This window comes from uncultured Roseobacter sp. (assembly GCF_947495275.1).
Taxonomy (GTDB): Bacteria; Pseudomonadota; Alphaproteobacteria; order Rhodobacterales; family Rhodobacteraceae; genus Roseobacter.
This window is the reverse complement of sequence record NZ_CANLYL010000021.1, coordinates 24,964-40,926: the sequence shown is the minus strand read 5'-3', so window position 1 is coordinate 40,926 and position 15,963 is coordinate 24,964. Positions and strand designations below refer to the sequence as shown.

Genomic DNA, 15,963 nt, shown 5'->3' with positions numbered 1-15,963 from the left:
AAACGAAAACTACGAAACCCTCCTAAACCTCCTCGAAAAAATACTCAAAACAAAAACCTAAACTAAAAACGTGGTAGCCCATTCATCAAACAACGCAAGAACCGCGTCACAGAATGCGGCATCATTTATGTGAGCGTTCACTTCCGTCATCGGGCAACTCCCCGGCATGACCTTGCGCGCTTCGTCAACAAGCGCTGCAAGCCCCTCAGGATCATGCGCCTCCTGACCAACCCGGTCCCATTCTTCCACGCCTTGCACCGGCAGGAAAAAATGCACCGGCCCGCGCGCATTTTTCAGGCGGTCGGCCATTTCACGTATCCACGCGCGGCGCTCGTCAGCGTTGAAAACCGAGCTTGTGATCAACCGGTTATGTTCGTGAAAGGGCCGGTCCTTGTAGCGTTCCGGAATGCCTTGCCAACCGGGGAAATCCAGCAGATCCAGCGCACCGGGTGCCACCATTTGCGGGGTGCCCGACCGGCTGGCACCGGTCAGGCGGTCATCACCGCTTGTCACCATTGATCCCGCCAGCATATTGCCAAATTCCTGCATGCAAAAATCCATCACACAGACAAAAGCGCCTTCTGCCGCAAGCTTTTCAAAGGCCATGCCTCCCATGCCCGTAGAATGAAAGACGGCGACTTCAAAACCACGCTCTTCCAATGCTGGCGTCAGTGTTTTCATATACCGCAAACAGGAGGACCCCAGAGAGGTCATACCAATCAGGGGCCTGTCGCGATCCGGCGGCTCGGCCGCGCGGGCGGCACCAACCACAGCGCCTGCCGCCTGGCTGAGGGAGGATTTACAGATGGAGTTCAATCCGTAAAGTCCGCCCGCCCACAGGATCATCTGGACATCAGGCGCAAAGCGGTGCGGTGGGATCAGCGGGGAAAAACTGACCGTGGAAACGATGTATTTCGGCACACCCAATGGCAATGACTGCGCACAATCCAGCGCAAGATCTGTGCCCAGAGTGCCGCCGGTCGCCAGCATGGCGTCAAAACAGCCATCCTGATATTTCCGGGCAACCAGTAAAGCAGCGCCTTGCGACATGACACGGAATGCCTTGTTTTCATCTCCCTGCCCGATCACTTCGTCGATGGTCATGCCGCCAGCAGCAGCAACGTCATGCTTGCTGATGTCCGTGGGATGCTCTGGATCTCCCAGAACCGAGACATCCATGGATAACACACTCGCGCCCTGCGCGCGGATGCAACGTTCAATAAAACGCAGTTCCGGTTCCTTGGTGTCATAGGTGCCGATCACTAGGATGGTTTTCGTTGTCATGTCTCATTGCCTTGGCTTATGGAAACTGTCTCGGTCACGCGGCGCCGATTGCTCAAATAGATGTCGGCGAATATCACAGCCGTGTCGATGAAACGGCGGTTGCGGTCATGCGCCGCTTGCTCTTGCATGCGGGTGACAATCCAGCCCACATAGGATGCCGCGCGCAATCCCATGAAAAGGTCGAGCGCGCTCAGATCAATATCGCGAACCTGAAGGTATCCTGCGATCAACGCCTGCTTCAGCTGATCGAAATCTCGCCAATCGTGTTTCTTGATCAGGGCTCCCGCGATATCGAACAGTCGATAACCAAAGCCGCCATCATCGAAGTCGATAAGCTGGGGTTGCTGGCCATTGAAGACAATGTTTTCGTCAACAAGGTCCGCGTGGATCAATCCGAAATCCAGACCAGCCGACGGCTTGTTCAAATCTTCAAGGGCCGCATCCCGCAGGTGCCACAGCAAGGCACGCTCAGAGGCCGTTAGCGTCGGGTTGTCCCAGAACCGCCCCCAGATCGGAGCTTCCCCCAAGAGACCTTCTGCGTCCCATGCCCAGCGGCAGAAGGTTTCAGGTGGGGTCCAGGCATCGGAGATTTCGTGCAATTGCGCCATTGCGCGTCCTATCGCGCGATACGTCCCTGAGCGATCAATGGTGCCGCCTTTTCGCGCCATGGCACTGAGTGTTTCACCCTTCAGCCAGGTCAACATGTCGACCTGGATACCATCAACAACATGCAGAAAAGCACCCTCCGACGTGGGAACCGGATTGGGAACCTGCAAGCCGCCCTCGTCAGCCGCTGCCATCCATTGCAACTCAGATTGCAATTCTGCATCCGTCCGTAAACCGCGCCGATGCAAACGCAGCGCATAGAGATCACCCGCGCGATCCACTTTGTAGACGTGGTTTTCCCGGGTCGCCACCAACTCGGTGTGCGCATCTTCCATTCCCCATAGCACCAGGGATTTTTCGGGGATTCCGGTCATGAATTCAAAGGGATTTCTGCGAGAACCGCGTCGAGTGTGTCGAAAAGCAAATCCGCATCCTCCATTGCAAAGGGCATAGGCGGTCGGATTTTGAGGGTATTTTTATGTCGTCCGAGTTTGGAATGAAGAATCCCTCTGTGGCGCATCGCATTGACCACGCGATCCGTGAAGGCTCCGGCCGGGTCCTTTGTGGTTTTGTTGGTGACCAGCTCAGCGCCAAAAACGAGGCCGGATCCGCGAACATCTCCGATGACCTCGTATTTCTCTTGCAGCGCATTTAGCCGTTCCAATGCGTAATCTCCGACTGATTTGGCATGGGCGATCAGATCACGGTCCTGCAACTCGTCGAGTACAGCCATTGCAGCGGCGCAACTTACCGGATTGCCGCCGAATGTATTGAAGTAGCGAAACTGCGAACGAAATGCGGCCATTGTATCGTCACCGATCACAACAGCGCCGACCGGATGGCCGTTGGCCATCGGCTTGCCCAGCACCACGACATCCGGTGTCACACCCTGCTTCTGATGCGCCCAGAAATGCGTGCCCGTGCGACCAAACCCGGACTGAACCTCGTCGCAAATCAACAGCCCGCCCGCTTTGGCCACCACCTGCGCTGCCGGTTTGAGCCAGCCCGGCTTTTGTGTCGGAAAGCCCTCATTGAGGAAGAAGGGGCACACCACGAGGGCCGCAAAGCCATGGGGTGTTTGTTCAAGTTCGGCGATCTTTGCCGCCACTTGCTCGGCGAACCGCTTGCCGTCCGGGTCCGCGAGGCGATAGCTGTCAGGCGCTTCGACAAATCGGAAGAACTGATCCAGACCGAACCCGACTTCAGGCGGATTGCTGCGGCTCAGCTGGCTGACCAGTGCCGTGTTGCCGTGATAGGTGGCATCGGTCGCGATGATCCCTCTGCGACCCGTAACCGCCTCGGCCATGCGCAAGGCAATGTCATTCGCCTCCGACCCCGTACAGGTCAAGATCGCCGACGACAGGCTCTCCGCCATTGTGCCCGTCAGACGTTCGATATAATCCAGAATGCCATCGTGAAGGTATCGCGTATGGGTGTTCAAGGTGCCAGCCTGACGCCGTATCGCCTCCACGACGCGCGGGTTGCAATGCCCCACATGGGGCACATTATTGTAGCAATCCAGATACTTGCGCCCGTCCGCGTCCCAAAGCCACACGGCTTCGCCGCGCACGATGTGCACCGGGTCTTCATAGAAGGTCGATACGTTTGGGCCCATCAACCGTGCGCGCCTTTCCACCAACTCAACATTTCTATGCAACGACCGGTCCCCCATGCTGGAATCCGACAGAACAATCGGGCGGCGCGATAAATTCTCTCACAGCTGAATCCACGCGGTTTTCAGATCGATGTATTTTTCCAATGCGTGCAGCGACTTGTCATGACCGTTACCCGACTGCTTGACCCCGCCAAGCGGCACCGTCAGATCGGCGCCACCATAGGTGTTCACATGGACGACACCTGATCTGATGGCCGCAATCATGCGGTGAGCCTTACCCAGGTTTGACGTCCAGACCCCGGCCGACAACCCGTAAACTGTCGCATTCGCCAAGGCCACCGCGTCAGCTTCATCCTTGAAGGGGGTCACTGCAAGAACCGGCCCGAAGACTTCCTTCTGAAACAGGTTATCCGCGGATTTCACGCCCGTCATGACTGTGGGTGCCATGTAGTAGCCGCCGGTTTCGGTCAGAATCCGCTGGCCCCCGATGCGACACTCGGCTCCTTCTGTCTCGGCAGTCCGGACGAATTTGAGATTCGCATCCAATTCGGTCAAGCTATGAACCGCGCCAACCTGCGTATCGAGGCATAAGGGGTCGCCCACACGGATTTCGCGCGCATGACGGCAAACCTCAGCGACGAAATCGTCGTGGATATCCTCCTGTACCAAAAGCCGCGATCCTGCGACACAGACTTGACCCGAGTTTCGGAATATTGCTGAAGCAGACACTTTGGCCGCCTGCCCCAGGTCCGACGCATCCGCAAACACGATGTTGGGAGATTTCCCCCCCAGTTCCAGATAGCAGCGCTTGAGATTGGAGCGCGCGGCATATTCCAGCAGCCGACGCCCCGTGCTCCCAGACCCGGTAAAGGCCAGAACATCGACGTCCATTGACAGCCCCAGCGCCTCTCCGACCACACTGCCTTTTCCGGTCACCACATTTAAGACGCCATCCGGCAGCCCCGCCTCGGATGCGAGCGCTGCAATCTTCAGCAAACTCAGGGAGGCGCTTTCAGCCGGTTTCAGGACCAGTGAGTTTCCCGCAGCAAGGGCCGGCGCAATTTTCCATGCGCCAATCATCAGCGGGAAATTCCAGGGCACGATGGCGCCGACAACCCCCACAGGTGCATGATGTACCAACCCCAGAACATCCGCTGCTGTGGGCGCGATGTCGCCATAAATCTTGTCAATGGTCTCACCGTAGTACCGAAAAGTACCTGCCGCTGACATCGCTTCGGCCTTTAGGGCCATACCAATCTCGGTGCCATTGTCGCGCACGCCAAGCACGGCAATTTCCAACGCACGCTCTTCGATCAGATCGGCCAGCTTCAGCAGGATTTTCTTGCGTCCGGAGGGTGCCATGCGTGACCAGCGACCATCCTCGAAAGCAACGCGCGCATTGGCCACAGCGCGGTCGATGTCCTCCGCGGTGCCATCGGCGATCCGGGTCAGCAGGGTGCCATCAATCGGCGACACGACATCAAGAAGTCCGCCGTCAGCGGCCGCTTGACTGGAGCCATTGATAAAGTGTCCCTGGATTGGAATATCCTCGACGCGCAACCTGTCTATGGTGGCCTGATCCATGGCGTGGTTTCATCCTTGTTGGGTGGGCTCGTCACCGCCCACCGGTTGCGGGGTGATCCGGTTGCGGTGCTCTGCAATCAAGGTTCGGATATGCAGCGCGATGATCCCGAGGATGGCAATGAACAGCAGCGCCGCGATCGGGCGATCAACGAAATCCAGCGGGGTTTTGACCCGTGCCATGGCGCTGCGCAGCTTCACCTCCATGATCGACCCCAGAACCATCCCCAATATGATCGGGACAATCGGCAGGTTGAGCCGTTTCAGGATCAACCCGAAGACGCCGAAGCCCCCCGCCAGCGCACAATCGGTCACTGAATTGCGTAACGAGTAAACACCAACGAAAGACAGGGTCAGGATCATCATGCCCAAAAACCGGGTGGGTATCTGAATGATCTTCAGCAGCAGGTTGGTGGAAAACAGCAGGAAGATCAGCACAAAGACATTCAGCAAGATCAGGGCGATGTAGAGCGCCATGACGAAATCGAGCTGGGTTTGGAACAACTGAGGCCCTGGGATCACATTGTGGACATAGAACACCGACAGCATCATCGCAGTCAGGGCTTCACCTGGAATACCCAGTGCCAAGAGCGGGATCATTGCCGCGCCTGGCACGGCGTTGTTCGCAGCTTCGGAGGCGACAAGACCTTCGGGCGATCCATCGCCGAACTTTTCGGGGTTTTGGGAGGTTTTCCGGGCATATGTGTAGGACAGAAATTGCGATGTGAACTCACCGACACCCGGGATCATACCCATCATCACGCCAATGCTGGAAGAAACAGTGGCGATCCGTTTGATCCCGATAAGTTCCTTGAGGCCCGTAAAGATGCTTCCCTCCACATGCGCCTCGCCCGGTGTGTGATCCTTGTCCACCAGCAGCAACAACGCCTGAGAGATCGCAAACAACCCCAGAACCACCACGATCAGATCAACGCCTGACGTCAGAAAGGTCTGATCGAAAGTAAATCTTTTGGTGTATTTCACCGGCTCCAGACCAACGGTACTGAGAAAAATACCGAAACAGGCCAGCATTGCCGCAGCGAAGGTTTGACCGCGATGGGCCAGCACCACCAGAAGTATCCCCAGAAATGCAGCGAGGAAAATCTCGCGACTGCCAAAATGTGGTGCGATCAGTGCCAGAACGGGTGACAGGATGATCAGGCAAAGTACCGAAAAAATCCCGCCGAAAAATGACGCCGAGTACGCCAGCGACAAAGCACGGTGTCCTTCACCGCGTTTGGTCATCGGATACCCGTCATAGGTGGTCAGCGCATTGACTGCAGTGCCCGGCGTGTTGATCAAAATGGCCGGGATTGCGCCGCCATACATGGACGATCCGTAGATGCCGAGCAACAATGTCAAGCCAACGATGGGTTCAAACGAAAAGGTGGCAGGCAGCAAAATCGCGATGGCAACCGGGGCGCCGACGCCTGGAAGCGCGCCAATGATAACGCCCCCGATGGAACCGATCAGCAAAGCAATCAGCACATTCCATTGGGCCAGGATTGAAAAGGCTGAGGCTAGGGTTTCCACAGACACCTCACAGGTAAGTCAGCGCAAAAACGCGAATGCTGTCAGGCAGGTAGTCGTAAAGCCGACCCGCCGGGATTTTGACCTGCAAGAGCCCGCGGAACAAAACCGAGACGCAGAACGCAAAGAGTATCGCCAGACCTATGTTGGCTGTGCTGTGAAAGCCGCAACGCAGTGTCAGAAAAACGGCAAAAAGGACTGTTGATGGGAGGTACCCCAGCATGGGCACCGTAACCACATAGATCAGAAAATAGGCCACAAACTCCAGCGAGCGCAGCCAGAATGCCACCTCGCGCCCTCGACCCGGAATTCTGGGTGATAAAACGGAACTCAGATAATGCAGCGCCCCAAAGAACACCATTCCGCTGATCGAGATTGTCGGCCAGAGACCCGGTTGAGCAAACCACTTCGTCCGCTTTGTGATTTTGGTCTGTTCGCCAATCTGGCTAAACAGAAAAACGGCGAAAGTCAGGAAAACAAACGCGAAAACAATATCGCCGGGGCGTCTGTACCTTTTGAAAAGGTCCTGAAGTGTGCGTGCGAGCATCAGCCCCTCCCGATCTGCCGGACCCGCACGTCGCATTTTTGGACGTGCGGGCGGATTGCAGATTACTCGCCGATCAACTCGGCGACCGCTCCGATGACAGCGGCGTCCGCAGCGATCTGCGCCTTAGAAGCTTCAGCGTCTTGCCAATAGATCAACACCCCGGTCTCAGCGATCAGGCCTTGCGCCTTTTCCGACTGAAGCGCCTTTTCCGCAGCTGCTGCAATCTTGTCGCGGGCATCCTGCGGCACGTCCTTGTGCACAAACAGGCCGTTCCACAATGCGAGCGTCAATTCCGGGACAATTTCGCTGACGGTTGGCGTGTCGGACGTGATGGTGATCCGTTCATTGCCAATGCTGGCCAGAATTTTCACATCATCCTTGCAGGGGAAAATCTGTTGCAGCGTTGTGTTGATGACATCGACATCGCCCGACGCCAGCGTGTTGCAGTTCAGTTCGTCAAACGCGGCTTCGCTGGCAAAATCAAATCCGGTTTTAATGGCCGCCGCGAAAGTGATCTGGGTGGGTGGCAGGAATGAACCGAAATGGCCGAGCGCCACGTCATTTTCTTTTCCATAAGCTACCAATTCGTCCCAGTTGGCGTATGGCGCATCAGCCCCAGCCGCGATCACAAAGGGATAGGTCATAAATATCCCGATGGGTTCGAATGGATTTGGCGATAGCTCAGGTATCCCGATTTCCGGGCCGCCAATCGGCACATCAGTCACGAAGGATCCGATCGTGTAGCCATCGGCAGGCGCGGTGGCGACTTCCACGGCACCCGGAAACGGCCCGCCACCGCCGCCGGGTTTGTTCACAACTGCCGCCGGAACGCCATACATGGCCTGGAACTCGTCGGCGATAATTCTTGTCAGGACGTCTTCGAGGTCGCCCGGAGGCCACGGCACCACAAAAGATACCGGTTTCTCAGGATACTCTGCGATTGCCGTTGACGCCATGAGCGCAAAGGCAGCGCAAGTAAGTGCAGGTTTGAACATGATTTCCTCCCATTTATCCAACGGCCTGCGTGCAATTGGATTTTTTATTTAACATCTTTATTGTTGCGTTGTTAAGTTACTCTGTCAAGTTTTGCTCCTTGAAGACCCTTCGGCTTTCGCCTGGTGCCTGACGCACACCGCTGATGCTCGACCTCCCAATCAACGCAAAACGATTGCGATTCAGTGCTTCGAGCACGCGGACAAGTTTCTCCTGTTTCACCGGTTCATATAATGAACCGTCATTTCATATTAAAGATTGTCTTGTTAATTACCATCAATGCCGCTATTTGTGAAGACAGTTTCGAAAGGACAAAAATGACCTCCGCGGTGAAGACGCTCGAACTCTTGACTTTCTTTTCGGCAGCAAGGCCGGAAATTGGCCTGTCGCAGTTCCGCAGACTTACGGGGCGCGACAAGGCGACAACTTACCGACACTTACAAGCCCTTGAAGACACTGGATTTGTTGAGCAAAATCCGGAAACAAGACGTTATCGCCTCGGGCCAGCAGTGCTGCAACTGGCGCAGTTGAGAGAGAGAACTGTCCCTCGCAAAACCTCGGTCGAAATCCCTTTGCGCGCTCTGGCGGAAGCCACCGGAGAAACCGCCCACGTCTCGGTCTTGTCCGGTTCAAACCTTCATCGTCTGCATTCAGTCGAATCACACCAACACAGCACAAGAGTTGTTATTGACCTTCAGATCCTGCCGTTACATGCGACGGCATCGGGTATTTGCGCTTTGGCTTTTGGCCCTGAGGACCTCATGGAAACGGCCCTGCGCAACCTTGAGCAGTTTACCGATCACACGTTGACGACAGCAGAGAGCCTGATCACCGCGACGCGACGTGCGAGAGACACAGGTTTCGGCGTGGCCGACCGCAGCCTCGAAGAGGAGGTCTATAGCCTGTCTGCACCGATCTTTGACCAGAGCGGGCTTCTTGCCGGCGCGGTTTCGGTGGCCAGCGTCGCCACCCGGATCACCGCACGCCTGGAGCGTGTCATTCAAGAAAACCTGATCGCGGCCAGCCGTCAGATCACACTGAACTGGGGTGGAGCCACACCCGAAGACCTGGAGACCCGTTGGGCAGAGACCCTGTCCACGTCCCCTCAGATGGAAAGCGCAACATGAAAGATTCCAACTTTCTGAAAGAACACAACGGTCGCCTGATGTGGCATCCGATGACGTCACCGCAGGACAGCATCGACAACCCGCCAAAGATCATCACCGAGGCACATGGAGTTCGCATCACTGATATCGATGGCCATAGCGTTATCGACGCCGTGGGTGGATTGTGGAACGTCAACCTGGGTTATTCATGTCAGCCCGTCAAAGATGCGATCTGTGACCAGCTTGCCCGCCTGCCCTATTATTCCACTTTCAGGGGGGCTTCAAATGATGCTGCCATCGAATTGTCGTATGAACTGGGTCAGTTCTTTGCGCCGGATGGGATGCATCGGGCCTTTTTCACATCAGGCGGATCGGATTCCATCGAGACAGCCCTGCGTCTGGCGCGCCAATATCACAAACTGCGCGGCGATCCCGGAAGGGTTAAGTTCCTCAGCCTCAAAAAAGGTTACCATGGCACCCATATGGGCGGCGCCAGCGTAAACGGTAACGCCAATTTTCGAACGGCATATGAACCCTTGCTGCCCGGGTGTTATCATATCCCTGCGCCATATAGCTATCGCAATCCCTTCGATGAAACGGACCCCGAACGATTGGCCCAGCTTTGCGCCTCGGCTTTGGAGGATGAAATCGCATTTCAGGGAGCGGGCACGATTGCAGCAATGATCATGGAGCCCATTTTGGGCGCTGGTGGCGTAATCCCGCCCCACAAGTCCTTTGCGCCGATGGTCCGCGAAATATGCGAGCGCAACGGTATCCTTCTGATTACCGATGAGGTGATTACCGCCTATGGCCGCACCGGTGCCTGGTCCGGCGCGCGCCTCTGGGGCATTCAGCCCGACATGATGTGCACAGCCAAGGCCATCACCAACGGGTTTTTCCCCTTCGGAGCGGTCATGCTTGGTGAAAAAATGTCGGACGTGTTTGAAAACAATCCATCCGCAAAGATCGGTCATGGCTATACCTATTCCGGCCACCCGGTTGGTGCCGCGGCGGCGCTTGCCTGCCTGGCGGAAACCAAGCAGCTGAATGTTGTGGAAAATGCCGCAGCCCGGGGCACTCAACTCTATGAAGGGTGCCTGTCCCTGATGGAGAGACATGACATTATCGGAGATGTACGTGGCGGGCATGGCTTGATGACAGCGCTTGAAATGGTGAGCGACCGGAAATCCAAATCACCCATAGGGGGTGCCATTGCGGCACAGGTTCAGGAAGTTGCGTATCAATCGGGTGCCATGATCCGGGTCTCTGGCCCCAACATCATTCTCTCCCCGCCTCTGGTGTTGACCGCAGAAGATGCGGCGTCGATCCTGTCGGCGTTGGACGCTGGATTTGCCGCAGTGTGAAAGGCAGGCTGACGGCAATGAGTGTCAGGTCACCTAAGACTGGCGCCTTTTCGACCTGCGCGATCTAAGTGGTGTTCACAGCCTCTCAACCCTCTTGGCTTTGGCGCATGGTGTGGCATTAATAGTGTCGTTTATAGGGTTTGGCGTTGACTGTCGCAGAGTTCGGATCGCCCCACCGGTTCCACGCTCGCGCAGCCTCCGCAAAGCTCGACCAGTCAAATTATTTCTATTTTCAGCGCAAAAACCCGCAATTGTTAGGGATTTGTAGGGAAATCATACGTCCAAATCAGCATTTGCGGACAGGTCTGATTCGTCCGGCCTGATCGGCTTTGCCCAGGCAAATATCAAAACAGCCACGATCGCCCAGAACGGTGATCCAGTGGCTCGGATTTAAGGAAATGACCATGCTTTTTAGCAAGCTCAACAAGGCAAGCAATCGTGTGGACAGAGACGCCATCGCCATCAAGAATGCTCTCGATAACGTGCAGGCAATGATCTGGTTTAACCTCGATGGAACAATCCTGGACGCCAATGACAACTTCCTTGCAGCCCTTGGATACGAGCTGGATGAAATCAAAGGTCAACACCATCAAATGTTTGTTGACCCCAGTGAGGCCGCCAGCGCCGAGTACAAGGCGTTTTGGGAAAAGCTGGGTCGCGGCGAGTATCATAGCGGCGAGTTTGCGAGAATTGCAAAGGATGGGAACACGGTTTGGATTGAGGCGTCTTACAATCCGATCTTTGACGATGCTGGCAATCCGGTGAAGGTGGTGAAATTTGCCATCGACGTCACCAGTGCCAAACACAAGGCGGCGGACGCCGCGGGTCAGCTTGATGCCATATCGAAGTCGCAGGCGGTCATCGAATTTGACCTGCAGGGAATAATACTGACTGCGAACGACAACTTCCTCTCGGCGCTTGGTTACGAAATCGACGAAATCAAGGGGCAACACCACAGGATGTTTGTTGAAAACGAGCATGCCGCGAGTGAAGAATACCGTAGCTTCTGGGCTGATCTGGCCGCGGGCGAGTTTAAGTCCGGCGAATTCATGCGAATTCGGAAGGACGGCAAGGAAGTGTGGATACAGGCCACCTACAATCCGATCTTCGACGCCAATGGCAAGCCGGAAAAAGTGGTAAAATTTGCTTCAGATATCACGCAACGCAAACTCGCAACCGCAGACGCCAATGGTCAGTTAGCAGCGATCTCGAAATCGCAAGCCGTCATCGAGTTTGACCTCGAAGGCAAGGTGCTGGTGGCAAACGAGAATTTTCTCTCGGCACTGGGCTACACCCTAGACGAGGTGGTGGGTCGGCACCACCGCATGTTCGTGGAGCCTGAAGAAGCGAAGAGCGAAGAGTACACCGCATTCTGGAAAGACCTGAGCGAAGGAAACTTCCATTCGGCGGAATACAAAAGACTGGCAAAGGACGGCAAGGAAGTCTGGATTCAGGCAAGCTACAATCCGATCTTTGACCCCAACGGCAGACCCTACAAAGTCGTCAAATATGCCACCGAGATCACTGACAGAAAACAAGCCATGGTCGCCATGGTTGAAGGTCTCAGCGCATTGGCTGAAGGAGACCTGACCGTTCGGCTGCCTGATAGCCTGATCGGTGAATTCGCCGAACCCCGCATCGCCTTCAACAATACCTTGGGCCGTCTGGACGAGTTGGTCAGGGGAATACTGAAGTCCTCACAAGCAATCGCTGATGAAACCGGCGCTATTGCCTCCAATTCGACGGATCTAGCATCACGCGGGGAACGGCAGGCGGCGGCGCTGGAAGAAACATCTGCGGCGATGGAGGAAATCACAGCTGCTGTCAAAAGCACGACATCCAACGCAAAAACCGCCGCCGACGCCGTCGATGTCGCCGCAAACAAGGCGGAAAGCGGTGGAAAGATCGTCACGCAGGCGGTCGACGCCATGGCGCGGATCGAAGCCAGCACGCAGGAGATCAGCAAGATCATCGAAGTGATAGATGGGATTGCCTTCCAGACAAACCTGCTGGCATTGAATGCTGGCGTTGAAGCCGCGCGCGCCGGGGACGCCGGCCGCGGATTTGCCGTCGTGGCCTCCGAAGTTCGCGCTTTGGCGCATCGGTCATCTGAATCCGCACGTGAAATCAACGAGCTCATTACCAAAAGCAACAATGAGGTTTCGGAGGGATCAAAGCTGGTCAACAACAGCGGCGAAGCGCTGGACGAGATCGTCGCTGGCGTGACGGCTGTTGTGAACAATATCAATGATATTTTGACTGCCAGCGAAGAGCAGGCCAGCGGGATTACGGAAGTGACCCAAGCCGTCTCTGAAATTGACCGCACAACACAGCATACCGCCGCGTTGGCCGAGGAAAGTGCCGCGGCAGGCGTTCAGTTGGCCGAGCGCGCCGCCACTCTGCGTGAACTCGTCAGCTTCTTTCGCCATGGGGAAGACACAGGGGCGTCGAATGTGCACTATTTTGAAGACACTGCGCCCGCTGCTCCAGTTACGGCAGCCCCCACAAACGTGGTTACGAAAAAGTTGGCGTCAGCAGGTCAAGCTCATGCGGAAGGCACGCAGGACTTTGGCGATGATGGCTGGGATGAGTTTTAAACGCTTGAGAATTGCCTCGCCGAAGGTGGGGCATTCTCGGTGCTTTGGTGTGTATTGATGAGGTACAACCGTTGATCGACACCTTTACCGGCGATCCCTCGAAAGCTAGATCCATGAAGTCGGCACTCTACCATCAGACAAATGTTGGAACCCGATTGTAGTGCGGACGTAGTTTGGCGCGGCGCTCGTTGCCGCGCAGATAATTCCCGGTAATACGCGCCATTTCTTGATGCTGAACACCAAAATCCATGTCCTCCAAAAACCAGTTGGCTTTTCCCACGCGGAGAATTGTGGCCCACCGACGATGACGCAAGAATCGTCGCATCACCATTCAACGGCTGACTGAACCTACGACCCACATCACCTTTGTTCGAATGCGCCCGCAGCGTTAGGTATCACCTGAAGGGGGCTGCATCCGTCAAGCCGTGCCGATCGTCCGAAGGCCGAAACCTTCCCGAGTTGTCAGGCCTACGCGTCAGAACTTACCCAACCTTATCCAGCGAAGGTTTGAAATCTCTTCGAGGTCGATCACATACCAACCCTCCACTCTCTTGCTGGGAAGAGGATTCCCCTTCAGGTCTCTCAAGGTCAACCCAGGTGCTGCACGTACGCGAAGCTCTCCCGTGAGAGGTTCGAAAAGAAACAGAGGATCATCGTCGTTAGCGGGTTGAATGCGCGCAGAGAAGGAGATCAGCAAATCGCCAGATTGTTCAATCGCAACGCTGTCCAAGCTTTGCAAACTGACAAAGGCAAGAGGTTGCCCGATCTGCACGGCCAATGCGTCGAGCACGATATCGTGCCCCGCCATTGCACCGGCAATCAGCTGAGAGTTTTCCGTAATAACGCTGAAAACCCCCTCGGAAAAGTTTCGTGAAAAATCACCTGTATCGGCCTCAACAATGCCGGCATCCACATCCAGAAAACTCTGACCCAAATCTTCAACGGGGATCGCCGAAGAGGCCGCGCGGCGAGGTTTCATCCACGTTAGTTCTTTGACCTCCGGCAGTTCGATGACCACGGCGCTTTGCTCATAAAGCGTCCTGAGAGCCATCGACGTATTAGGGGATACCTCCTCGTCAAAAAGCGCATCTGCCGACAGCCGAATGGCATAGGTTTTCCTCGCCGGGCGGACATGTCCCTGGCGAAAGAGCAACGCACTCGCCGGTAACGAAGCCAGAATCGCAGGATCGCTGGCGACGCTCCAGTTACTTGGTTGCAATGGGCCATTCAAGGACTGCTGGGAATACCCGTAGATGATCGGGGCATCCCACCCGTGATGGGCGGCCAGCGTGGCCATGCGCAAAGGTGCAACAAAGCGGTCTTCGACGGGAAACTTGCCGATGTTCCATTCCGAAATGGTCAATGGCATGTCGGCCACCTGCCCGGATGCGATCCAGGACAGCAGATCGCTTTCGACGTGGGGATTCATTCCAAGCCCTGCGTTCGCGCCGTAGGAGTGCACATCTATCATCGACCCCTGCGACAGGGAGGGCAGACTTGACACAGGCATCTTGCCCCAGAAATTGGTCGGCGCGATCAGACCGTCAAAACCTGTCTTTCTCAAATCGGCCGACATTCCATCAAAAAACCGCCGCTCAAGATCATTCAGAAATATCTTGGACGGACCATACTCCCATGATTTCCAGGTTCGTCGCTGACTAAGGCCATGCGCTTTTGCAAAGGCTTTTGCCTCTGACATATACAGCTGGTTGTGTTCAGGCACCTGCTTGTCGGGCAGCAGTCTGTTTCCAAAATGGTGCGTCAGGTCATTCTCGTTGGAAACAAGCACTGCAATGATTGCCGGATCGTCAGCATAGCGTATTCCGGTAAGGTGATTTCTGTAGCCAAGATACTGACGCTGAAACTCCAGCATGCGGGCTTGGATGCTCTGCGAAATGAAGTTGAAACCGCGGACATCGGCGTGGCCATCCTGCGCGATTTCTTCAAACCATGTGATCTGGTCATTCGCGACCATGCGGCGCCCGACGTGCAGATCCAGCCAGATGTAGATGCCTTCCGCTTTCAGGGCTTCAAGCCAAAGGTCGAGCCGCTTCATTGAACTGATGTTCAGGGTGCGCGTGTTTTCGGCAGACGCATCAAAGACATTTGGCTGAACCCAAAGGGAATCGTGGTGGTGGATTCGAACAAGGTTGAACCCAAGTGCGGCAATCCGCTTCGCTTGAGCCTTGATGTGGCGTGGTTCGGTGGCGAACAGCGCGTATGCTTGCAGGTTTGCGCCCCAGAATTTGACCGATGTTCCGTCCTCAAAGGCCAGCTCAGCCCGCTTGGCAATCACCCGACCGCGCTGACCGGAAGGCTTTTCATTCAAGAAGCTCAGGTCCGGAACACTGGAATACGGGTTATGTTGATAACGATGCCAACCTTCCATCCCGTCAGCTTTAGCGGGAGACACCACCATGGCGAGCAGAGACGCGAAGAATATGTTAACTACAACTGATCGCATTATGTCGCTCCGTCGCACGTGTGAGAGGTTCACTCTAAACCGCTACTATCGGTCTTCAAAGCAGCGCGTGTGGCCAAGGTGCTTCTTTCTATCTGGTCGAAAGAACACCGTAGTCCGAAGTACATTCGGAAAATTCGCGTTAGCGGGCTGGCAAAAATGCTGAATCACAAGGAATTCTTGACGGAACCTCGACAAATCTAGGTAAATAGATCGTAGGGTTTTGGGCGAAATTAAGGCCCTTCGCCGCATAGTGCCGTTCGGTTTCACGACGGAGTT

At 55.6% G+C, this 15,963-nt stretch carries 11 protein-coding genes; 3 read left to right on the top strand and 8 right to left on the bottom strand.

Annotation, left to right across the window (positions count from 1 at the left end; genetic code table 11):
- Positions 1-57: 57 nt before the first annotated feature.
- From Q0802_RS23055 to Q0802_RS23025, 7 genes are all read right to left on the bottom strand, one after another.
- Positions 58-1,284 (bottom strand): Tm-1-like ATP-binding domain-containing protein, encoded by a 1,227-nt coding sequence (locus Q0802_RS23055; RefSeq protein WP_298922276.1) that lies wholly within the window; start codon positions 1,282-1,284, stop codon positions 58-60.
- Entirely contained in the window at positions 1,281-2,225 is a 945-nt protein-coding gene (locus tag Q0802_RS23050; RefSeq protein WP_298922275.1) for a phosphotransferase, read from the bottom strand. Before Q0802_RS23050 ends, Q0802_RS23055 begins: the two co-directional genes overlap by 4 nt.
- 35 nt (positions 2,226-2,260) lie before the next feature.
- Positions 2,261-3,505, bottom strand: a complete 1,245-nt coding sequence (locus tag Q0802_RS23045; protein WP_298922274.1) for an aminotransferase class III-fold pyridoxal phosphate-dependent enzyme — start codon at positions 3,503-3,505, stop codon at positions 2,261-2,263.
- 99 nt (positions 3,506-3,604) lie between these two features.
- Complete coding sequence (locus Q0802_RS23040; RefSeq protein ID WP_298922273.1) at positions 3,605-5,089, bottom strand: aldehyde dehydrogenase; 1,485 nt, start codon at positions 5,087-5,089, stop codon at positions 3,605-3,607.
- Positions 5,090-5,098: 9 nt separating this feature from the next.
- Positions 5,099-6,619, bottom strand: a complete 1,521-nt coding sequence (locus tag Q0802_RS23035; RefSeq protein ID WP_298922272.1) for a tripartite tricarboxylate transporter permease — start codon at positions 6,617-6,619, stop codon at positions 5,099-5,101.
- A gap of 7 nt (positions 6,620-6,626) precedes the next feature.
- A complete protein-coding gene (locus tag Q0802_RS23030) occupies positions 6,627-7,163 on the bottom strand; it encodes a tripartite tricarboxylate transporter TctB family protein (protein ID WP_298922271.1) in 537 nt (178 codons plus the stop codon).
- Between the two features lie 62 nt (positions 7,164-7,225).
- On the bottom strand, positions 7,226-8,158 hold the full coding sequence (locus Q0802_RS23025) for a tripartite tricarboxylate transporter substrate-binding protein (RefSeq protein WP_298922270.1): 933 nt from the start codon (positions 8,156-8,158) through the stop codon (positions 7,226-7,228).
- Positions 8,159-8,473: 315 nt separating this feature from the next.
- Here Q0802_RS23025 and Q0802_RS23020 point away from each other — a divergent pair, with 315 nt between their 5' ends.
- The 3 genes from Q0802_RS23020 (at position 8,474) to Q0802_RS23010 (ending at position 13,223) form a co-directional block, all read left to right on the top strand.
- On the top strand, positions 8,474-9,283 hold the full coding sequence (locus Q0802_RS23020) for an IclR family transcriptional regulator (protein WP_298922269.1): 810 nt from the start codon (positions 8,474-8,476) through the stop codon (positions 9,281-9,283).
- Positions 9,280-10,626: an aminotransferase class III-fold pyridoxal phosphate-dependent enzyme gene (locus Q0802_RS23015; RefSeq protein WP_298922268.1), complete on the top strand. Its 1,347-nt coding sequence runs from the start codon at positions 9,280-9,282 to the stop codon at positions 10,624-10,626. Before Q0802_RS23020 ends, Q0802_RS23015 begins: the two co-directional genes overlap by 4 nt.
- A gap of 404 nt (positions 10,627-11,030) precedes the next feature.
- On the top strand, positions 11,031-13,223 hold the full coding sequence (locus Q0802_RS23010; RefSeq protein ID WP_298922267.1) for a methyl-accepting chemotaxis protein: 2,193 nt from the start codon (positions 11,031-11,033) through the stop codon (positions 13,221-13,223).
- Positions 13,224-13,698: 475 nt separating this feature from the next.
- Here the strand turns inward: Q0802_RS23010 and Q0802_RS23005 are convergent, their stop codons facing one another.
- The gene (locus Q0802_RS23005; RefSeq protein WP_298922266.1) at positions 13,699-15,687 is read right to left on the bottom strand and encodes a cellulase family glycosylhydrolase; all 1,989 of its coding nucleotides are present in this window, start codon (positions 15,685-15,687) and stop codon (positions 13,699-13,701) included.
- Between the last annotated feature and the right edge of the window lie 276 nt (positions 15,688-15,963).